The sequence below is a fragment of the Sphingomonas agri genome, assembly GCF_038148795.1.
In the GTDB taxonomy this organism is placed as follows: Bacteria; Pseudomonadota; Alphaproteobacteria; order Sphingomonadales; family Sphingomonadaceae; genus Sphingomicrobium; species Sphingomicrobium agri.
Map to the genome: position 1 here is coordinate 1,131,908 of NZ_JBAPEU010000001.1, position 20,308 is coordinate 1,152,215.

Annotated in this window: 16 protein-coding genes and 2 tRNA genes; 8 read left to right on the forward strand and 10 right to left on the reverse strand. The window is 62.3% G+C overall.

All coding sequences use genetic code 11. From position 1 onward, the window contains the following. Nucleotides 1-3 precede the first annotated feature (3 nt). The 3 genes from V8192_RS05620 to prsK all read right to left on the reverse strand — a co-directional run bounded on the left by V8192_RS05620 (nucleotide 4) and on the right by prsK (nucleotide 5,338). Complete coding sequence (locus V8192_RS05620; protein ID WP_341632063.1) at nucleotides 4-1,827, reverse strand: DUF885 domain-containing protein; 1,824 nt, start codon at nucleotides 1,825-1,827, stop codon at nucleotides 4-6. Nucleotides 1,828-1,919: 92 nt separating this feature from the next. Then, the gene (prsR, locus tag V8192_RS05625) at nucleotides 1,920-3,284 is read right to left on the reverse strand and encodes a PEP-CTERM-box response regulator transcription factor (protein ID WP_341632064.1); all 1,365 of its coding nucleotides are present in this window, start codon (nucleotides 3,282-3,284) and stop codon (nucleotides 1,920-1,922) included. Then, nucleotides 3,281-5,338 carry an XrtA/PEP-CTERM system histidine kinase PrsK gene (gene prsK / locus V8192_RS05630; protein ID WP_341632065.1) on the reverse strand — a complete coding sequence of 686 codons (2,058 nt, stop codon included), beginning with the start codon at nucleotides 5,336-5,338 and terminating at the stop codon, nucleotides 3,281-3,283. Before prsK ends, prsR begins: the two co-directional genes overlap by 4 nt. A gap of 136 nt (nucleotides 5,339-5,474) precedes the next feature. On the opposite strand from prsK, the gene V8192_RS05635 reads away from it, so the two are divergent. Next, nucleotides 5,475-6,443, forward strand: coding sequence for an aldo/keto reductase (locus V8192_RS05635; protein ID WP_341632066.1), 969 nt, complete (start codon nucleotides 5,475-5,477; stop codon nucleotides 6,441-6,443). Nucleotides 6,444-6,514: 71 nt separating this feature from the next. On the opposite strand, the gene V8192_RS05640 is transcribed toward V8192_RS05635, so the two are convergent. Genes V8192_RS05640 through V8192_RS05650 form a run of 3 tightly spaced genes read right to left on the reverse strand, consistent with a single transcriptional unit; the run spans nucleotide 6,515 to nucleotide 9,266 of the window. Continuing rightward, entirely contained in the window at nucleotides 6,515-7,849 is a 1,335-nt protein-coding gene (locus V8192_RS05640; RefSeq protein ID WP_341632067.1) for an amidohydrolase, read from the reverse strand. Then, the gene (locus V8192_RS05645; RefSeq protein ID WP_341632068.1) at nucleotides 7,849-8,484 is read right to left on the reverse strand and encodes a DUF4893 domain-containing protein; all 636 of its coding nucleotides are present in this window, start codon (nucleotides 8,482-8,484) and stop codon (nucleotides 7,849-7,851) included. The genes V8192_RS05640 and V8192_RS05645 overlap by 1 nt, the downstream gene beginning before the upstream one ends. 14 nt (nucleotides 8,485-8,498) lie before the next feature. Continuing rightward, nucleotides 8,499-9,266, reverse strand: coding sequence for a 3-hydroxybutyrate dehydrogenase (locus V8192_RS05650; RefSeq protein ID WP_341632069.1), 768 nt, complete (start codon nucleotides 9,264-9,266; stop codon nucleotides 8,499-8,501). 100 nt (nucleotides 9,267-9,366) lie between these two features. Here V8192_RS05650 and ypfJ point away from each other — a divergent pair, with 100 nt between their 5' ends. Continuing rightward, nucleotides 9,367-10,257, forward strand: a complete 891-nt coding sequence (ypfJ, locus tag V8192_RS05655) for a KPN_02809 family neutral zinc metallopeptidase (protein ID WP_341632070.1) — start codon at nucleotides 9,367-9,369, stop codon at nucleotides 10,255-10,257. Here the strand turns inward: ypfJ and V8192_RS05660 are convergent. Both V8192_RS05660 and V8192_RS05665 read right to left on the reverse strand, forming a co-directional pair. Further along, a complete protein-coding gene (locus V8192_RS05660; RefSeq protein WP_341632071.1) occupies nucleotides 10,254-11,240 on the reverse strand; it encodes an NADP-dependent oxidoreductase in 987 nt (328 codons plus the stop codon). The two genes, ypfJ and V8192_RS05660, sit on opposite strands and share 4 nt — an antisense overlap. Nucleotides 11,241-11,370: 130 nt before the next feature. Beyond that, the gene (locus V8192_RS05665) at nucleotides 11,371-12,444 is read right to left on the reverse strand and encodes a DUF2171 domain-containing protein (RefSeq protein ID WP_341632072.1); all 1,074 of its coding nucleotides are present in this window, start codon (nucleotides 12,442-12,444) and stop codon (nucleotides 11,371-11,373) included. A gap of 226 nt (nucleotides 12,445-12,670) precedes the next feature. Here V8192_RS05665 and V8192_RS05670 point away from each other — a divergent pair. The 3 genes from V8192_RS05670 to V8192_RS05680 all read left to right on the forward strand — a co-directional run bounded on the left by V8192_RS05670 (nucleotide 12,671) and on the right by V8192_RS05680 (nucleotide 14,181). Continuing rightward, nucleotides 12,671-12,746 (forward strand) — tRNA-Ala (locus tag V8192_RS05670). Nucleotides 12,747-12,808: 62 nt separating this feature from the next. After that, nucleotides 12,809-13,615, forward strand: a complete 807-nt coding sequence (locus V8192_RS05675; protein WP_341632073.1) for a DUF4145 domain-containing protein — start codon at nucleotides 12,809-12,811, stop codon at nucleotides 13,613-13,615. Between the two features lie 71 nt (nucleotides 13,616-13,686). Beyond that, nucleotides 13,687-14,181, forward strand: coding sequence for a hypothetical protein (locus V8192_RS05680; RefSeq protein WP_341632074.1), 495 nt, complete (start codon nucleotides 13,687-13,689; stop codon nucleotides 14,179-14,181). Between the two features lie 63 nt (nucleotides 14,182-14,244). Here the strand turns inward: V8192_RS05680 and V8192_RS05685 are convergent, their stop codons facing one another. Further along, the gene (locus tag V8192_RS05685; RefSeq protein ID WP_341632075.1) at nucleotides 14,245-15,102 is read right to left on the reverse strand and encodes a hypothetical protein; all 858 of its coding nucleotides are present in this window, start codon (nucleotides 15,100-15,102) and stop codon (nucleotides 14,245-14,247) included. A gap of 396 nt (nucleotides 15,103-15,498) precedes the next feature. Between V8192_RS05685 and V8192_RS05690 the strand changes: the two genes are divergently transcribed. The 3 genes from V8192_RS05690 (at nucleotide 15,499) to V8192_RS05700 (ending at nucleotide 17,830) form a co-directional block, all read left to right on the forward strand. Then, nucleotides 15,499-16,512 (forward strand): hypothetical protein, encoded by a 1,014-nt coding sequence (locus V8192_RS05690; protein ID WP_341632076.1) that lies wholly within the window; start codon nucleotides 15,499-15,501, stop codon nucleotides 16,510-16,512. Nucleotides 16,513-16,905: 393 nt separating this feature from the next. Then, a tRNA-Gly gene (locus V8192_RS05695) sits at nucleotides 16,906-16,979 on the forward strand. 134 nt (nucleotides 16,980-17,113) lie between these two features. Then, a complete protein-coding gene (locus tag V8192_RS05700; protein WP_341632077.1) occupies nucleotides 17,114-17,830 on the forward strand; it encodes a PEPxxWA-CTERM sorting domain-containing protein in 717 nt (238 codons plus the stop codon). Here V8192_RS05700 and V8192_RS05705 read toward each other — a convergent pair. Then, nucleotides 17,816-20,266: an SPRY domain-containing protein gene (locus V8192_RS05705; RefSeq protein WP_341632078.1), complete on the reverse strand. Its 2,451-nt coding sequence runs from the start codon at nucleotides 20,264-20,266 to the stop codon at nucleotides 17,816-17,818. The two genes, V8192_RS05700 and V8192_RS05705, sit on opposite strands and share 15 nt — an antisense overlap. Between the last annotated feature and the right edge of the window lie 42 nt (nucleotides 20,267-20,308).

The window sequence follows — 20,308 nt, forward strand, 5'->3', positions numbered from 1 at the left end:
GGCTCAGGCGATCGCCGCCGTCCGCTCGCGCACGCGCCGCTCGAGGATGCTGAGCGGCATCGCGCCTTCGCGAAGCACCTCGTGGAAGCGCTTGAGGTCGAACTTCGCGCCAAGGGTCTTTTGCGCTTCGGCGCGGGCCCTCGTCCAGGCGGTGTGGCCGACCTTGTAGCTGCAGGCCTGGCCGATCATCGTACAATAGCGCTCCACTTCGCGCTGCGAGCGCGGCCGTGCATATCCGGTCGTCCGCACCATGTAGTCGGTTGCCTGCTCGCGGCTCCACCGCTTGGAATGAAGGCCGGTATCAACGACAAGGCGCGCTGCGCGGAACAGGAATGACTGGAGAAAGCCCGCGCGCCCGAACGGATCGTTGGCATAGACGCCAAGCTCGTCCGCGAGCTGTTCGGCATAGAGCGCCCAGCCTTCCGAATAAGCCGAGAAGAAGCCGAGCTTCCTCAAGGTCGGGATGTCCTTCGATTCCTGCGAGATGCTGATCTGGAGGTGATGGCCCGGTACGCCCTCGTGGTAGCAGAGCGTCGGGAGCGTGTAGCGCGGCCAGTCGCCAAGGTCCTTGAGGTTGATGAAGTAGATCGCAGGGCGTGAGCCATCGAGCGCTGCGCGTCGGTAATAGCCGTTCGAAGCGCCGTCCTGGATTTCGGGCGGCACGCGCCGGATCTCGAGCGGTGCAGTCGGAAGCGTCGCAAAGGCGTTCGGGAGCCTTGCGTAGATGTCCTTGATGACGGCGTTGAGATGGGCAAGGAGCTCCGATCTTGCCGCGTCCGTGTCGGGCCAGGCCTGCGTCGGCGCCTTGCCGAGCGCTGCAAGGCGTTCTCCGACACTGCCCGTCGAATAGCCCTGGCCTTTCAGGATCCTGTCGAGCTCTGCCGAGATCTCGGCGACCTGGCTTAAGCCCATCTGATGGACCTCGGCGGGCGTATAATTGGTGGTCGTCGCTTCCTTGAGCGCCTCGGCGTAGATCGCCTCGCCGTCATTGAGGCGCCAGGCACCGTCGCCCGGGCGGCTGGTGGGCTTTAGTTGCTCCATCGCTGCCATCTGCCGGTCGAGCGCCGGGTAGACGGATTTTGCAACGATGTCGGTCGCGCGCCGCTGCCAGTCGCCGGCAATCCCCTTGGCCGCGGTGCGCTTGACGATGGAATCGACCATCGAGCTTCGTTCTGCGGGGACGTCCCGGAGCTTGCGCATCTGGCCGAGCGCAAGCTCGATCGACCAGGCCGGCGCCAGGTACCCGCGCGCTGCCTGCGCCCGCTGCTCGGCCGTGTCGTTGTCGAGAACGGTTCCGAACTGGCTGAGACGCGAGAGATAGGCTTCGGCGTCAGGGGCATTGTCGATGGTGTGGCTGGTATTGAGGAAATCGGGCGTGTCGAAATAGGCGCCCCCCTGCTGCGTTATCGGATAGGGGCGCTGCGCTGAATCGATGTCCCAGCGCGAGGCCGCAACGGTCGAGGTCTCGAGCGAATAGAGAACGACCTCGCGGTTGAGCCTGGCGGCATCGGAAAGGCTTGCGGGGCTTACCGCGTTGAGCCTGGCAATGGCGCGCCGGTTTCGAGCCAGCTCCTTGCGCCGCTGGACGGGCGCGGGATCCGTGTCGAACCTCGACTTGAGCGCTGCGTTCGGGCCCTTGTCGAGGCCGAGCGAGGACGCGAGGTCGGGGGAATTGCGCACCCGCTCCTGGAAAATGTCCTCGAAGAGGGTGTTGAGCCTGGCATCTCCGGCGCCTGCCCTGGCGGTGACGGCGGCGAAAGCCGGAACCTTAGTGACGGGAAGAAGGGCAACGGTCGTGGAGGCGGCAAGGAACGAGCGACGGTCCATTGAAGGATAACCCCATGGCTTTGCGGAAAAAAAGGACGGGGAGAACCTAGCGCGCAAAGGCGCGCCCGCAAATCCATTCGTCGAAGCCGCTCCTACGCTTGCAGACGATATTGCTTGAGGAGGTCGTAGAGCGTCGGACGGCTGATCCCGAGGAGCTTGGCTGCGCCCGAGATATTGTTGTCGGTCCGGCTCATCGCCTGGCGGATGGCTTTCCGGTCCGCGACCTCGCGGGCGGCGCGAAGGTTGATCGGGAGGGACCCGTCTTCAGCGGACCTGTTGGCCGGAAGGTCGAGATCGGCCGCGGTCACCGTCTTTCCTTCCGCCATGATGACCGCGCGCTTGATCCGGTTCTCGAGCTCGCGGACGTTGCCGGGCCAGGAATAGGCATCGATCGCGCCGAAGGCATCGGCGCTGAGGCTCTGGACTCCAGGGTTGAGCTCGCGCCCGAACCGGTTGACGAAATGGCGAGCAAGAAGAACGGCATCGCCCGAGCGCTCAGAAAGGGCGGGGATCTTCACCACGATCTCGGCAAGCCGGTAATAGAGATCTTCGCGGAAGCGGCCGTCCGCGGTCATTGCATCAAGATCCTGGTGGGTCGCGCAGACGATCCTCGTGTCGACGGCGATCGGCTGCCGTCCGCCGATGCGCTCGATCACGCGCTCCTGGAGAAAGCGCAGGAGCTTGACCTGGAGCGGCAGCGGGATGTCGCCCACCTCGTCGAGGAACAGGGTTCCGCCTTGAGCAAGCTCGATCTTGCCGACGTTCGACTTGACCGCGCCCGTGAAGGCGCCGCGCTCGTAGCCGAAGAGCTCGGCCTCGAGGAGATTTTCGGGGATTGCGGCGCAGTTGATTGCGATGAACTCGCCCTTGCGGCCGCTCTTTTCGTGCACCGCCCTTGCAAGGAGCTCCTTGCCGGTGCCGCTTGCTCCAAGGAGCATCACGGAAACGTCTGCGGAAGCGACCCGCTCGATGGTCTTTGCGACCTTCAGCATCTCCGGCGCAGCCGTGATGATTGCGCCCAGCATCGTTGCTGCAGAACCGCTTTCGAAATGGCGGTTTTCCTCCTCGATGGCGTGGAGGTGAAAGGCGCGCGCGACGATGAAGCCGAGCTCGTCGATGTCGACGGGCTTCTTGTAGAAATCATAGGCACCCATGCCAACGGCGTGGGTCGCGCTTTCGGACGCGCCATGACCCGTCGCGACGATCACCTTAGTGTCGGGCTTCAATCGGAGGATCTCGCCGAGCGTTGCAAAGCCCTCGTCGGTCCCGTCGGGATCGGGCGGAAGGCCAAGATCAAGAGTCACGACCGCCGGCTCGTGCGCGCGGAGCGCTTCGATCGCGGATGCGCGGTCGCCGGCGCAGATGACCTGGTAGCCGTCATAGGCCCATTTGAGCTGCCGCTGGAGCCCTTCGTCATCCTCGACGACGAGAAGGACCTTGGGGTTGGGGTTGCTCATGCGCTTTTCCTCATTGGTTCGCTAAGGCCCTCTCCGGCGGGGAGAAGAATGGTGAAGCTCGTTCCCCGTCCAAGGCGGCTGTCGACGCTGATCGCGCCGCCCATGGCGGTAATGAGCGAGCGCGCTTCAAAGGCGCCGATCCCGAAGCCGCCGGGCTTGGTCGAGGCAAAGGGCTGGAACAGCCGGTTGCGGACGAAGTCGCCGTCCATTCCGATGCCCTTGTCGGTGATGGTGATGGCGACCTTGTCGCCCTCGGTCGCGACGCGGACGAGGACGGGTTCGCCGCTGCTTGCATCGAGGGCATTCTGAAGGAGGTGTCCAAGCGCCTGTTCGAGCGCTCCTGCATCGACGAGCGCCACGATGCCCGCATCGCCAAGAAGATTGACCTCGCGGCCGCGGCGCTTGGCGGCGATCGCGGCGTTGAGGATGGGACGAAGCGGCTGCGCCTCGATCCTCTGGACGCGGGCTTCAGAGCGCGGGTGAAGCCGCGCGAGGAGATCGTTCATCTTGCCGACCGATGACTGGAGGGTCGCGATCATGTCGGCGCGAAATTCCGGATTGTCGGCATGGCGCTCGGCGTTGCGGGCAACGAGCGAGAGCTGGCTGACGAGATTCTTGATGTCGTGGAGGATGAAGGCGAAGCGCCGGTTGAATTCCTCGAAGCGCTGCGCCTGGCCGAGCGCTTCCTGCCCGAGCGCTTCCGCAAGCGAGCTTGCTGCCTGCGTGCCGGCGGTCCTCAGCAGGTCGAAGTCTTCCCAGTCGAGCTGGCGCCTGTAATCGGGGGGAGCAAGGATGACGAGGCCGACGAGGCGCTGCTGGTGAAGGAGTGGGATGCCGGCCCAGGCCATCGGCTCCTCGAGCAGCCATGAAGGGATTGGAAGCGCCTTGTCGCGGGCGCTCGCCCAGCCTTCGCGAAGCGCTCGGAATTCGAGGACGCGGCCGCTCGTCTCGAGCTCGTTCCAGAATTGAACCGACTGGCCGAGCACGTCCGCGGAGGGAATATTTCCCGGCCAGCTGCTCGCATCGGCAATGTCCATTCCCTTCGCTTCGTTGCCGGCAAGGAGCAGACCTCCCGATGCATCGACGATGTCGGCAAAGGCAGTGACGATCCGTTCGGTAAGGGGCGGTGCGTCGGGCCCGGCGCGGCCAAGGGTCTCGGTGAAGCGCAGCCACTCGGTCCTATAATCGTAGCGATGCTCGAAAAGGTGTTTGGCGAGCTTGACCTTGAACCAGCCCCTCGCGCGGGCACTCGGGATGAGGACCATGGCGCCCACGGTCATGACTGCAAGCGCGCCGATCATGATCGTCGAGGACCAGTCGACGCCGCTTCCGCGAAGCGCGGTCGCAAGGATCGCCATCAGCGCGAAATATGCGCAGATCGCGAGCAGCGAGATCGACTGGAAGGTCGCGGCCCGCGACAGCCGCACCCGCCACATGCCATCGTTGCGGGTGGCAAGAGCAAAGAGGGGCGCTGCAAGAGCAACTGCAAGGCCGCGCCATTCGATCAGCCGCTCGGCGCTTGCCGAGCCAAGGTAGCGCACGGTGTAGAGATTGAGATCGTAGATCCAGATGAGCGCGAGCCCCAGCATTGCAAAGCGGATGTTGGAGCGGCTCGCGGGCGCTGCCTGGCCGTAGAGATTGTGGACGAGGACCAGCGCTCCTGCCGCAGTCGTGATGCGAAGGACGATGCCGGTCTGGGCAATCGCAATGCTCGGACTGAATAGCTGGAGGACTTCGCCGATGAGCTGGAGGCCGATGACGCCCGCGACTGCTGCATAGACGAGTTTCAGACCATGCTCGCGTTCTTCGTCGGCGGCCGACAGGCCGTAGAGAAGGCTGATCCAGAGGAGGTTGCGCGCGCTCTCCGAGAAGGCGAGGACCGGGGTTTCCGGAACGACTGCAGCAAGCCATGCCCAGCAGGCGGTGATCGCGAACGAACCTGCAAGGACGCGCTGCGCCGGGTTCCTTGCCGCTTCGCCAAGGCGCCAGATGAGAAGCGCCGCAAACAGGGCGGCTGCAAGCGCATGGCTCCAGAAGCCGATCAGCGCGTCCATGGCACGCTTCGTGTCAGGTCAGCCGACATGGGAATGACATGTCGCTAAATTTTACAAAGAAGTGGTGAACGCGCAGGGCAGTCTTCGTGCGTTGGGGCCGGGTGCACGAGGCTTTTTTAAAAGAGGCGAGACAAGGATGATCGAGAAACGACCCATGGGGAAGAGCGGCATCGACGTTGCTCCACTTGCGCTCGGCGGGAACGTCTTCGGCTGGACGGCGGACGAGGCAACGAGCTTCCGGGTCCTCGACGCCTTCGTCGACGCCGGCGGAACGATGATCGACAGCGCCGACGTCTATTCGGCATGGGTCGAAGGACACCGGGGCGGTGAAAGCGAGACGGTGATCGGCCGCTGGCTGAAGCGCGACGGCGCCAAGCGCGACAAGGTCGTGATTGCGACCAAGGTCGGCTTTAGCGCGGGGCTTGCTCCAGAAACGATCGAGCCCTCGTGCGATGCCTCCCTGAGGCGCCTCGGCATCGAGACGATCGATCTTTATTACCAGCACAAGGATGATCCCAAGGTGCCGCTCGATGAAAGCCTGCGTGCATTCGAGCGCCTGCGCGAAAAAGGGAAGATCCGTGCGATCGGCCTTTCGAACTTCACGGGCGAGCGCGTCGACGAAGCGATGAAGACTGCTGAGCGGTGCGGCTTTGTCCCTGCCGCTGCCCTCCAGCCGAGATACAATCTCGTCGACCGGTCAGACTATGAGGGATCTCTTCAGTCCGCGGCCAGGCGCCACGGCCTTGCGGTATTTCCTTATTATGGCCTCGCGGCGGGCTTCCTCACCGGAAAGTATCGAAGCAGCGAGGACCTTGGAAAAAGTCCGCGCGGAAAGAGCGCTGCCAAGTATCTCGAGGGCAATGGTCCGCGCGTCCTTAGCGCGCTGGACGAGATTGCCGGCGAGACGGGCGCCTCGCTCGCGACGATCGCGCTCGCCTGGCTGATGGCACAGCCCACGATCACGGTTCCGATCGCAAGCGCGACCAGTGTCGATCAGCTGAAGGACCTGACGGCGGCGATGGCGCTGGAGCTCAGTCCCGACCAGATCCGCCGCCTCGACGAGTCCGAGAAAGCGGCGCGGCCAAAAATACTCGGGCTCGCATAGCAAAGCGGCGGTTCGGACGATCTCCGCGGCGGGCGACTCAAGCACGCCCAGATTGCTGCCAGGGGGGCCGTTCACGTACCGGACGCGGTGCCGGTCTGGCCTTTCTTGAGGATATCGAGCGCGGCAACGGTCATCGCCTCGGTGGCGGTCGAGATGACGGCCTCGGCGTCGGGCGCCCAGAGCGGGCTATGGAGCGCCGGGAGCTTCAGCGTATCGCCCTTTACCGCGTCCCATTTCTCCTTGGGGACGCCGCCCACCCAGAAGATGACGCTCTGCTTGCTCTTGTCGGCAAGCCAGAAGCGGCTGAAATCCTCGGCCGCCATGACGGGCTGCGGCTCGACCACCCGGTCCTTGCCGAAATGACCGGTGAAAAGCGCCGAAAGGCGTGCAGAAAGCTGGTCGGTGTTGAAGGTCGCATCCGCCGAGGGCTGCTCGATCTCCACCGTCGGCATCCTGTCCTCGGGCATGCCCGCAGCGATCGCTTCGCCGCGCGCGATCCTGCTGATCCCGTCGAGGAGCAGCTTGCGGGTTTCGGGCGAATAGCTCCGGACGCTGAGCGCGAGCTTTGCTTCGTCGGGAATGATGTTGCTCTTGGTTCCGGCATGGAAGCTTCCGACCGTCACTACGGCAGGCTCGAGCGGGCTGTTCTCACGGCTCACGAGGGTCTGGAGTGCCATGACGATCCGCGAGGCAAGGACGATCGGGTCCTTGGTGTTCTGGGGATAAGCGCCGTGGCCTCCAAGCCCCTTCACGTTGATGTTCACCGTATCGACGTTTGCAAGCATGTAGCCGGACTTGATCCCGATGACGCCCGCCGGAAGCGTCGCACTGTCATGAAAGGCAAGGAGATAGTCGGGTTTTGGAAACCGGGTGAAGAGCCCGTCGTCCAGCATCGCCTTGGCACCCATCACCCGCTCTTCCCCGGGCTGAAGGATCATGACGAGCGTCCCCGACCACTGGTTCTTCATTGCCGCGAGCCGGCGCCCGGTCGCAAGCCAGGTGGTGATATGGGTGTCATGGCCGCAGGCGTGCATCACCGGGGTATCGGTCCCGTCGGGAAGCTTTCCCATCGCCTTGGAGGCGAAGGGAAGGCCGGTCTGTTCCCTGACTGGCAGCGCATCCATGTCGGCGCGGATGAGGAGAACCGGCCCGGGGCCGTTCTTCATCACTGCAACGAGGCCGGTCTTCCCCACATGCTCGGTGACCTCGAACCCCGCCTTCCTCATCTCGGGCGCAAGTTTCGCGGGCGTGCGCACCTCCGCCATCGAGAGCTCGGGATTGGCATGGAGGTCCCGGTAGAGGTTCATCAGCATCGGCATGTCGCCCTTGATCGCGTCCGAAAGGGCGGCAGCGGCGGCGGGCGAGGCAAGGTTCATCGCGGCAGCAATCAATAGCAATTTCTTCATCAACGCACTCCCTGGGGCAGAGGGACCAGCTCCATAACGTCGAGCCGGGATTCAAAATGGGGCTGCGGCATGATGAGCCGCCAGCGGTTCTGGCCGATCCGCTCGACATAGCCGGCAACGTCGCGCTGCTCGTCCTGGCCGTACTGAAGGGCGCGCCGCTCGTCCTCTAAGACGAGCGTTCCAAGAAAGACCTTGCGAATGGCATCGCCAGGAAAGACGAGCCCAACGTAGCGCTGCGCTCCACTAAGCTTGCCGAGGCGCTGGAGCTGCCGTTCAGCGCGTATCCGGCAGGTCGAGCTGCCGGTTGAAAGGAAATCGGGAGACCCTGGTACCTGCGATCCCAGCTTGATCACGCGGCAGCGGTACATGCCGTCTGGAATTGCCGGTCCGGGAAGCGCCGCGTCGGGGTCGAGGAGAGCGCCCTCGCGGGTGATCTCCGCTGAATGCCCGGACTTGCGCGCCGCAGCGAGCGCGTCCTCGAAGGTCTTGCGCCAGTCCCTGAGGCGCACCCGGTCATTGGGGCTGATGACCTGGTTGTAGGCGACCGTGTAGCGGGCGATGAGCCCGTTCGGCTGCTCGAGCACGTTGCACCCGGAGGCGAGAAGGACCAGTGCGATGAGGAGGGTGCTGCGCATCGAAGGGGCAAGCTTTAAGCGGCGGTCCAACCTCCGTCCATGCTGAGGTTCGATCCGGTGATCGATGCCGCTTCTTGCCGGCAGAGGAACAAGGCGAGGGCAGCCACTTCCTCGGGGGTGACGAAGCGCTTGGTCGGCTGCGCCGCGAGAAGCACGTCGTTCATGACTTCCTCGCGCGTGAGGCCGCGCGTCTTCATCGTATCCGGGATCTGTTTTTCGACCAGCGGCGTCCAGACATAGCCCGGCGAGATGCAGTTGACGGTGATGCCGTCCCGCGCCGTCTCCAGCGCGACGGTCTTGGTGAAGCCCGCAATGCCGTGCTTTGCAGCGACATAGGCGCTCTTGTTGGGCGAGGCGACGAGGCTGTGAGCGCTCGCGGTGTTGATGATCCGGCCCCACTTCTTCTGCTTCATGCCGGGAATTGCGAACCTGCTCGTGTGAAAAGCCGAGGTCAGGTTGATGGCGATGATCGCATCCCATTTCTCAGGGGGAAAGTCCTCGACGGGCGAAACGTGCTGGATGCCGGCATTGTTGACGAGGATATCGGGCCCGCCGAGTTCGTCGGCACAGCGCTTCATCATCCGCTCGATCTCACGAGGCTTCGACATGTCGGCCCCGTCGTGGACGGCGCCAAGTTCCTCGCATTCACGCTCGATCTCGGCAGGGTCCCCGAAGCCGTTGATCATCAACCTCGCACCTTCGCTGGCGAGGGCTTTTGCGATCGCGAGGCCGATCCCGGACGTAGAGCCGGTCACCAGCGCGACCTTGCCTTCAAGAACCATTTTTCGAGTCTCCTTGCGCCCGTTCCCTTGCGGGGGCGGGTATGAATTGCAACCGGTCTGCCGCTCCGAGCATTACGGCTGCGGAACTGGAGGGTCAGACATGCGGTTCGGTGACGAGCGCGAGAGCAGTAATTTCGAGGACGTCACCGGAAGGAGCGGGGGCGGCTTCGGCGGCCTTGGCGGCGGGGGACTTGGTTGCCTATTGCCGCTGGTAGCGAGCCGGTTCGGGATCGGCGGCGTCGTCGTCCTCGTCATCGGCTACTTTCTGTTGAGCTCGCTCGGCGGCCTGGGCGGCGGAAGCGGGGGCATCGCTCCTACTTCGCAGCAGGCCGGCCAGTCTCAAGGAACGAGCACGCTCGACCCCAACATCAAGCATTTCTCGCTTCAGGTATTGGCCTCGACCGAAGACGTCTGGGCTCAGCTCCTCAAGCCCAAGAGCATCAGTTACACGCCCACCAAGCTCGTCTTCTATTCGCGCAATTACCCCTCAGGCTGCGGCGCTGCCCAATCGGCGATGGGTCCCTTCTACTGTCCGACCGACAAGAAGATCTATCTCGATACCGAGTTCTTCACCGAGCTCTCTCAGCGTTTCCAGTCGCCGGGCGACTTTGCCCAGGCCTATGTGATCGCGCACGAGGTCGGGCACCACGTCCAGGACCTCATGGGGACGCTCGACCAGGCAAACCATCTCCAGGCGGGTGCAGGCGAGACCCAGGGCAACGCGATCCAGGTCAAGGTCGAGCTCCAGGCCGATTGCTATGCCGGCGTCTGGGCCGCGAACGCCAAGGACCCCGAGGGCCGGCCGGTCATGGAGCAGGGCGATTTCGAGGAAGGAATGCGCGCTGCCGAGGCGATCGGCGACGATACGCTCCAGCGCGAGACGCAAGGCAGTGTCGTTCCCGACAGCTTCACCCACGGTACCTCTGCGCAGCGTCAGGAAGCGCTCCAGCGAGGGTTCAAGAGCGGCGATCCTGCCGTTTGCACCTTCTAGAGCTTGACCAGCATCTTGCCGGTGTTTTCGCCTTTGAAGAGACCGAGGAATGCATCCGGGGTGTTCTCCAGCCCCTCGATTACCGTTTCGTTCGACTTGACCGTGCCGTTTGCGACCCACGGCCCCATCTCGGAATAGAATTCCGCCATGCGCGGGAAATAATCGAACACGATGAAACCCTGGAGGCGGATCCTTGCCCCGATGATGCGCATCGCAAAACGAAGGCTCGTCGGCTCGGCCTTGTTATAGCCCTCGATCATTCCGCAGATCGCGAAGCGCGCATGATTGCGTGCGAGTCCAAGGGCAGCATCGAGATGGTCACCCCCGACATTGTCGAAATAGACGTCGATGCCGCCGTCGGCGGCACTGGCGAGGCTCTTCAATATGGGGCCGGCCCGGTAGTCGATGACTTCGTCGGCTCCCAGCGACCGCACGAACTCGCATTTCGCAGGGCCGCCGGCTGAGCCGATCACTCGCATGCCCTTGGCCTTTGCAATCTGGACCGCGACCGAGCCGACCGCGCCTGCAGCTGCCGAAACGAAGACGACGTCGCCTTGCTTGGCCTGGGCGGCATCTAGGAGACCGAAATAGGCGGTCAGCCCGGTAACTCCAAGGACGCCGAGGAACAGCTGGGGCGGGGCGCCGAGCTCGGGAAGTTTCTGAGCGAGGCGCCCGGGAACCACGGCCTCGTCCCTCCAGCCGTTCATGTGCTGGACGAGGTCGCCGGCTTTGAGGCCCTCGACCCTGCTCTCGACGACCTCGCCGATGGCGCCCCCTTCGAGCGGCGCACCCACTTCAAAGGCAGGTACGTAGCTTTTGACGTCGTTCATCCGGCCGCGCATGTAGGGGTCGACCGAAAGCCAGAGGTTTCGGACGCGTACCTGCCCTTCGCCAAGCTGCGGAAGCTCCAACTCCTTGAGCTCGAAATTGTCGGCTGTGGGCATGCCTCTCGGACGGCTCTTGAGATGCCAGGCGCGCGCCATTCCTTGTCTCCTCTTTGGAATGCCGCCTTAGGATCTGCGGCGCGTGCACGAAAGACCCGGCCAGGAAGGGGACGGCCCGGCCGGGTCTCGTGACAGCCTCCGCTGGTCGGAGGCTCAGCTTTCTACCGTATTAGCGGTAGGTGCCCTCAAAACTTCGATCGAGCATGCGCGGGCCCATCTCTCCCTGGTCGTCTCGCTCGAACAACGCGCGGCTTCGACTTTCGTCGCGCCAGCGGTCTCGTGCCTGATCGGCCGAGCAATCGAGGATCACGCGGTCGCCCTCGATCCGGTCGATGTCCGAGCAGCTCAGCGAATGGTGCGCGCCGCCGCTGTCGGGATCGGACCTGGCGAGGATCAGGCGATCACCCGCGACCTTGTCGACCTTGCCGACGTGCTTGTCGTCGCTTCCGACCACTTCCATGTGCTCGCGAACCTGTGCCAGGATCCCGCGCTTCTGCTGCCGGCGCTCGCGCCAGCTGCCGAAGTCGTTCTCGAACCTCGACTGGTTCTCGCTTCTATAGGCATCATAGTCGCGGTCGAGCTCGTCCATGTGGCGCCGGCGCCAACTGTCGTAATGCGGATCTTCGTGGCGCGAGCGGTCGGACCTGTCGGACGTGCCCGCGCGGCTCGTTTCGCGATATTCATCGCGCCCCCAGGGCGTGTCGGAGCGGTCGCCGCCGCGATCATATTCACCTCCGCCGCGATCCCTGCGCCCGCTGCCGGAGAAGCGGTCGGAACGGCCGTAATCGCCGGTTATCGGCCGATAGCGGTCATTCTCTTCCCAGCTGCGATCGCGGTCGCGTCCGCTGGAGAGCTCGCGCCGCCAGTCCGGGTTATAGTCGTCCTCGCTGAAGCCGCCGCGCTCGTTCAAGCCGCGTGTTTCATACCAGTTGCGGTCCTGTCTGTCGTGGTCCCGCTCGCGCCTGTATCCGCGGTCATAGTCGCGCTCGCGGCCGCTGAAGCGGCCGCGCTCGCGCGGATCGCGATCATCTCTCATCTGGTCCTGGTTCCGGCGTCGCTCGGCATCATTGTCGCCGAACCATGAAGCGACTTCATCGCTCGCCCGGTCCCAGAAGCCGCGTTCGTCGCGCCGCCCGCGACTGTCACCGCGCCATCCGCGCTCACCTTGTGAAAATCGGTCCTCGGACCATCGTGAATGCTCATCGCGCGGCCTGTCGCGCGTGTCGAAGCGGTCAAATGCCATCTTGTCTCTCCCAGCAGTACAGGGCCAGCTCGGCGCCGGCCGGAATCCACAAGAAGAAACGATCTTGGCTTCAATGCCGTTCCGAAGGGACAAGCATCCCAAACCATCCAAATCGGTGGGCCGACGCTATGACGGGACAGGCGATTGCAAGGGGTAAAAATCGCGGCTAGTGAGCCGCTTCCCAAGCGGTCCGACCCCATCGGACCGGCTTCCTGGCTGGAGGCTCGGGGCTGTAGCTCAGATGGGAGAGCGCTGCAATCGCACTGCAGAGGTCAGGGGTTCGATTCCCCTCAGCTCCACCAGCCAAATCAAGGACTTAGCTGAAAATCTCAGCCGTCGTACGGAAAAAACACGGAAAACAACTATGGCCGACCGGAAGCACTACGTCTCGCCATCGATCGCTGAAACGGCGTTCAACTGTCCGCATTGCGGAGCATTGACGTCCCAGACGTGGTTCAACCTGCATGCGGATAGATTGGACGACAAGCCCCTGCGACTCATCGGCGTCGATCTGCAGGAAGAAATGCTGGAGGACTTTGAGAGCGAGGAAGAAAAGAGAGAAGGTCGCAAATTATTCGAGCGATTGAGCGCCGGCACTCCATTCCTCGAAAGGCGAGAGAGCTCGACTCATGTTTATTGGGACTTCCACAACGCGAATGTTGCGCGCTGCTTTCACTGCGATCGCGTGAGCGTCTGGCTCGGGAATGACTTGGTTTGGCCGGCCACTGGCGACGCGCCGGAGGCGAACCCTGATTTGTCCGAAGATGTGCGGCTCGACTATGACGAGGCTGGTCGCATCCTCAGCCTCTCGCCACGTGGCGCCGCCGCTCTCCTCCGTCTCGCAATTCAGAAGCTTTGCAAAGAGCTCGGAGGAAACGGCAAGACCATCGACGAGGACATAGCCGAGCTGGTGAGGCAAGGTCTGGACGTGCGTGTTCAGCGGGCGCTGGATATCGTTCGGGTGATCGGTAACGAGGCTGTACACCCCGGACAGGTTGACCTGAGGGACGATCGGGCGACCGCGGTAAAGCTGTTCGAGCTCGTCAACATCATTGCCGACAAAATGATTAGCCAACCGAGAGCGATTGACGCCCTCTATGAGGACCTTCCTGAATCGAAGCGGCAAGCCATCGAGCGGCGAGATGCCACCAAGGGGGAACCGCACCGCTAATCGAGGGCATTGACCGAATTGCCGCCATAGGTGCAGCTGTTCTAGCTCGGCCCATTTGCGGAGGAACAAAGATGCTCCTACCGATCGAGCAACTTTCCATTTCGACGATCGAAAATGTTAGGCCGGGCTGCTTGCTCTGGTCTGTTGGTGGCAGCGAGCGCACGCTGTTCTGGATCCTTGAAAGCGAGGCCTCGCGCGTGGCGCTATTCCTGAGCGGTGACTACACTTGGCAAGGCTTCCGCATAGGTGATGGCGCGCGCTGGCCAGGCGTGCAGATCGGGCCTGTCGAAGTGCGCGTGGACTTAACTTCAGCGCACGACGGAAGAACGGGAGCGCGGGGTAATTTGGTCGCCAGCGAAGGCGCGTTAGTGCTCTTTGTAAAGCTTGACCGAGGCGGGTTTTCTGAGACCGTTCCGGTACGGTTGGCTGATATGAAAACTCTTGAGGTAGGCTCGCTTCATTTCAAGCAATGGACGCTGGGCATGAGCCAAGACGGCAAATGGATCGATCTGGTTACGATCAAAGACGGAGCAATCGGTGGACCGCTCGTGTCGGCGATCTCGTAATACAATCTACCGGAGGGCTGAAGGAGCCGCCCGCCGGTCGCACTCCGGCGGGCTTAAGAGGCTTCAATCGTCGAGGATTCCCTGGCGGTATCGCCTTTCGTCAAACTTGATGAGCGCACAGTTTGAGAATTGCCGGCCCATTGCCTCCATGTCAGCGCGACCCTCCGAAACAAGATAATCAAAACAATGTGAGACGCCAATTTCAATCGCCTGCTGTTCTCCCATCGAGAGCGGCTGCTCAGCCTCGTAAAGGCTGGCAAGATGCATAATTTGAACCGTCATCTCTTCATCAGTTGAGGGAATCTGCCGCAGAAGCAACTTCTGCACCAAAAGGCTTTCGGCGGACAGCTCGCCCATGGCCCGTTCGCAGGCAAAATACGCCTTTGCCGTTCCAGGCTGATCCTTGGGAGGCTGCGCGACATCCACGCGGTCACAGGCGTCCCAAATCTCTTCGTAGCGTTGATGGAGCTGCAAAATGAGGGAGTTGCTGAGTGTACGCGCCTGCGTGAGCGCCGCCAGACGCCGCAGATCGTCAATGATCGCCTGGTAGGAGTTGTCGGAGATGGAAAAACCGGGCGCGGTGCGTTCGTGCATCAGCTCGAGCTTGGTTATGACCGCTGCCAGATCTGGAGCGGGAACATCATCGACGATGTGATCCATCGCGTCGCAATAAGCGTCGATTGCCTCGTCGGAACGTTCGTCGTCGGCGACATCGATCTGATCCGAGATGTTACGAAGCTGCTTGTACCGGGCGATGGCAGCGTTCCAGTCGCTTTTCGGATCAACGTTGTCGGAAATGTCGCGGCTCAGAATAGCTGATTGCATGTTCACGTCCGATTCTCCTTGCAAAGGTGTGTCGGCAGAGTTGCCGGCACGCGGTGGAATGTTCGAGCAAGGATCGGGTTCGGTTGGTCCATCCATTACGCCCTCCGCGCTGACGAGGCGGCTGCAAGCGCCGGAGGCGGAGTTATCGGCCGGTTGTCATTGGCCGCGAGCCGCGGGAACGGTACGATATTCAAAGCCATGATCGTCTCCTTTGTAGACGGTTGTGGTCAGAGCCGGGCGGGAAGGGCCAACTTCCCCTCGGCTCGCTTCTCTGATATCAGAGTTTTAATGACCGGACAAGAAACTTTGATATCAAAGAAACGACGGGGCCCGGCGCCAACTGGTCAGGGCGTTCCTGTCTTGGTTCGCCTCCAGCCCGATCAACTCGCTGCCGTCGACGCGTGGGCCGCGAAGCAAGCGGATGGCCCCAGCCGGCCGGAGGCGATCAGGCGGCTTGTGGGGATGGCGCTCGGAAAGTGATCTCCCCCTAGAATGTTTGGCAAGAAGACCGTCTTTGTCGTGGGCGCGGGGTGTAGCGCAGAGCTCGGCCTGCCAATTGGGAGCGAGCTTCTCGATGCGATGTATAAGACCCTGTCGAACCGCGACAGCCCCAAGTTCGAGCAATTCTACGACGCCTACATACGGTGCGGAATCGACGGAGCGAACGTCAATTTTCCCCTACGGCTGGCCAACTTCAAGGCGGGGCTGCCGACAGCGCCAAGCATAGATCAATACCTCGACTTTCACCGAGAGGACCCGGCCCTGGTGATGCTCGGCAAGTGCGCGCTTGCCACTGAGATCCTGTATGCAGAGGCGGCTTGCGACCTCCGCGAGGAGGCGCTGCAGGTGCTGCTGCCGAATTGGTGGCTGCGCTGGTTATTCCACATGATGATGGACGGAACGCTCCGCGGCAGTCCCGAAAAGCTCTTCACAAACGTCAGCTTCATCTGTTTCAACTATGATCGAATAATCGAAATCTTCTTCCGGCGTGCGGTCCAGGCTCTCTCTCACTGTTCTCCAGCTGACGCTGAAGCGGTCGTCCGCGACAACCTCGTCATTTGGCATCCTTATGGGACAGTTGGAGCTCCCCAATTAGCTGGGCCAGGCATATCGGGAAGCGCGTACGCGTTCTCCGGCAAGAGGATCGAAACCCTCGACGTGCTGGTAGCTGCGAAAGGTCTACGAACGTTCACCGAAGGTGCGGCCGAAACAAAATCCAGAGAGGAGATGACGTCGGCGATGATCAAAGCTCAACAGATTGTCTTCCTGGGCTTCAGCTACCTCGAGGCGAACATGGCGCTGCTACGGACTGCGCCAACGGCGACTCACGCTGGGCAGATCTTCGGGACGGTCTACAAGACGGCGCAGCCAAACGTGCATATTGCTCGTCGGCGCATCATAGAGAACTTAGGATCAGTGCAGACGGGTATCGATCATCGGATCACGTTGGCCGATCTTCCTGCATCTGAGTTCGTTTCGCAGTATGGAGCGGCGCTGCGATCGTGACGACATTCGCAGTCCGTTGCCGGGTGCGCGCGAAGGCCTACGCAACGTCTGATCAAAATTCTGGATCGGAACCGTGCCAGCTCGAGACAACGGCTCATATTCGCCTCCCAAGCCGTCACAAGAGTGCCGCGGCGCATTCCAACCCCGTTCCGAGGCCCATCACAAGGAATGCCCAAGGGTGCTGCAACCCGCTCGCCGCGCAGCTCATCAGTGCCCCGCAGGCGGCTAAAACCTCACGGCGGGTAAGACTTTTTTTACTCACGTGAATTATCTCCCGAAATTGCCGGAAGTGCGCCTCGAATCGGCGCCCCCGATCACGGGAGGTTGTGGGCGTTCAATCGTTGAAGAACGGTCAACGCGGTTTTAGCCGAAAATCAATCTTGGCTTGACCCGGCGAGTGTAGCTCAATGGTAGAGCGGTAGGGTTCCACGCTTCAGACGGGGGTTCGATTCCTTCCACCCGCTCCAATTCGCCAGCACAACGGGAAATTGGGGAGCCTTCCGACCTCACAGACGAGCCGGTACCGACCTTCGCTTCCGTCAACATCGTCTTTGGTTTACCCTCGTTAATGCCGAGTCGTTTAACCGAGAGGAAATGGCTGATGCGCAGGCTGTTTTTGGGCAACTTGGCCGCTTTCCTGTGGACGTCACAGGTCGCCGCTGCGACAATCGTCTATACCCTGGCAGGGACCGGCTCCGGACATCTTGGGGCCCTCAACTTCACCAACGCGGCTTACAGCATCACGGCCACGGGTGACACCGCGAATCTGACGAGCAGCTCCTTCTACTACGCTCTCGACCCGCTGAGCTCCGTATCGATTAACATCGCAGGCATTGGCGATCTGAGCGTCACGGTCCCTCTCCGTTTCGGTGAAGTTCCCAACTCTGGTTTCTTCTTCGGAGATCCGGCCGTGGATATATTGGACGGCTTTTTCACGGTTGGTTTCTTCGTCGATATCAGCCTGCCATTCGGGCCACTGACGTCGCTGACCGCAACCACCGACAATCAGTTCGTCGGTCTGCCAACGCAGGATGGTCTCCTGTCAATGACATCCACATCGAACATCACCTATTCAGCGATCGGCGGGGCAAGCGTTTCCACGTTGCCGGCGTTGCTGCCGCCCGGCAGTCCCATTCCAAACCCACCGATCCCCGAGTGGTATTGCAACGTTCTGGGCGGGTGCGCCGTCGGGAATGTCCCGGAACCTTCGACCTGGGCAATGATGATTCTTGGGCTTGGCGCAATCGGCTTTGCAGTCCGGCGGCGCCGCTGGGCCCAACCCTTGTGCTCGCCGCCGAGCGGATCAAGCGAGGATTGAGCGGCCGCTTACTGCCCGCGCGGCCCGACGGCGCCGCCTTCTGGATGGCAGGAACAGCAGCGGGATCAGCATGTTCCCGTAGCCGGTCGGCGGCGTGTAGGTGAACATGGTCTGGCCGAAGTTGTACGTGGCCTTGTCGCCGGTATCCCCCTGCCAGCCCGCATAGATCGGCGTTCCGATGCCGGTAATGTCGAGGCCGCCCGTTCCCGCCACAGGGTCGCCGTTAAGCCATCCCGTAGAATCGCGTACCCACAGTTTCTTGGCGGTCGCGTCGAGCGCGAAGCCGAGCATCCCGGCAGGAGAGGCTGTCGTTTGGGTCGTGGTGTTGTACCGCAGCGTCGTTCCGAACCAGCCCGCCGCATGGGCGTTGGCCGTCAGCGCCCAATAGGAAGCCGTGAAGCTCGCGCTCGAATCCGCGACGCCAGGGATATTGCTGTCGGCGAAGACGTCCCGGTGGACCTCCCAATAATATTTGCCGCTCGAAACGCTGTGATTGGAGCGGACGCCCTGGATGCCCGAGGCGCTGGTCGTCGCCGTGAGGTTGCCGTTCGACAAGGCGATATTGGCGCCAGACGTGTCCGACGGATTGAGAGTCGCCGGCGCCGGGCCGATCGAATAAGCAATCGTCGTCGCTCGGCTGTTACGGCCCAGCGTCGGCGCCTCGGTCAGGGTGAAGCTGCCGCTGGTGGTGGTGCCAGTTCCATCAAAGGCGATATTGGTGCCGCTGACTGTGAGGCTTGCGGGCTGCCCGCTCGCCGTGAAGTTCGATCCCGACAGCGCCCCAAGGATGCGCGACGAACTGGACGTTCCAATCACGAACGATGATTTGGCGAGCCCGAGGGTGCGCGGGGCCCTTGTGTTAACCGCGTAGCCGGCAAAGAGTTGGGCGCGCGCCAGACGCTGAACGTGCGCTTCCGGATGCGCGATCACATAATTGATGAATGTCGTTTTGTCGGCGTAGCCGAGCGCCGTATAAAGCTGCGCGGCGGTGTAGGCATATGGGAACGTCACGCCAGAATTGGTGGCGTTGCTGCCCGCGGCAGGGTCGTCCCAGACGTTATTGGTATAGAATGGGAAATCCTGCGACGGGACGGCGCCGGAGCCTGAGCTGTGCGTGGCCCCGCTGGTTGACCACAGGTAGACCGTGTTGGCGTTCCAGTCGGCGTAGCTCGGTTGGTTATGATCGGCGACCGTGTTGAACGCGAGGATGCCCGAGGAAGCCGGGTTCCGGCTCCTGATAATGAGGTTGTGGTGCGCTGAGCTTCCAACCCTGCCGTTCGACATCTCGATCGCGATGCCGGTCGGATTGGCGGTGTTGATGTCCGCATCCCCGACAATGGCGTTGTAAGCGACCTCGAGGTCAACTCCGCTCGGCTGGTAGGTATCGTAGTTCGAGCCGCCACCGGCCGCCACCGAAAGCGGATTGTCGATGAAGACGTTCTCGCTGATGGTGGTGTTCGTCCGGAACTGTCCGCCATCGGCGGCGCCATCAATATCGAGATTGCGCCGAAAGATGACGGGCCCAGGGTTCGTTGATTGAACGTAAGCCTGGTGCTTGAAGATGGTCGTACCGCCGGCCGCATACGCGTCGTCCCGGCTCGCGCCCACCTTCCAACCGTTGTGCCAGAAGACGTTGTCCTCAATCGTGACGTTTGACCATCCGTCGAGGAAATTGATGCCTCCCTTGTCGGTGCTGCCGTCCCACGCGCCATAGATCGCGTTGTTTCGGATGATGAAATGGTTGGGGGTGCCGGCAGTCGCCGAGCTCTCATCGGCGGTGAAGCCGGTGTAGGTGAAGATGTTATTTTCGAGCAAGACGTAGGTGGCGCCGTCCACTCCGTTTGGTGTGAACGTGAGAAAAAAGCCGCCGACATTGCCCGGGTTATGGTTGAAGCCCTTGATGACGATATAGTTGATCTGACCGGGGCCTGCGCCGGAGTTGCCGATGATGCCGCCACCGGTGACGACAGGACGTGCACCCCGCTGGTCGCCCCGCCCGTATTTTGCCTCGTTCGTCGGGTCGGCAGGATCGTAGGTCTCAAGAACTGTCGGATAGACAGCACTAAAGCCGCTCTTGCTCGTGAAGTTCGGGATGGGCTCGCTGTATGTTCCGCCCTCAGCGACCAGGACCTGGTCGCCGTTGCCCGAAGTGACGCAAGTGAACGCTGAACCTATCGTCGCCTTCGGGGTCGACGGGCTCTGGGCTGCCGTGCAGTTATTGGTGTTGGAACCGGTACCGGTCTTGACGAAATAGCGGTGCGCCCCGGAGCGCAACGGCAAGCTGGCGAAACCGTTGATGTCGACGCCGTTGCCGATCGAGGTGTCGTAGGTGACAGGCGGATGCGAGCCGGCCGCAGAAAGCATGTGAGTTGCAGCCAGCGTCGGCGCGGTGATCAGGCACAGCAGCAGCGCTGCGATTGCTCGATGAATTCCCATGCCGCCGACAATATGGCGGAGAAGGACGCCGCTGTAGGTTCA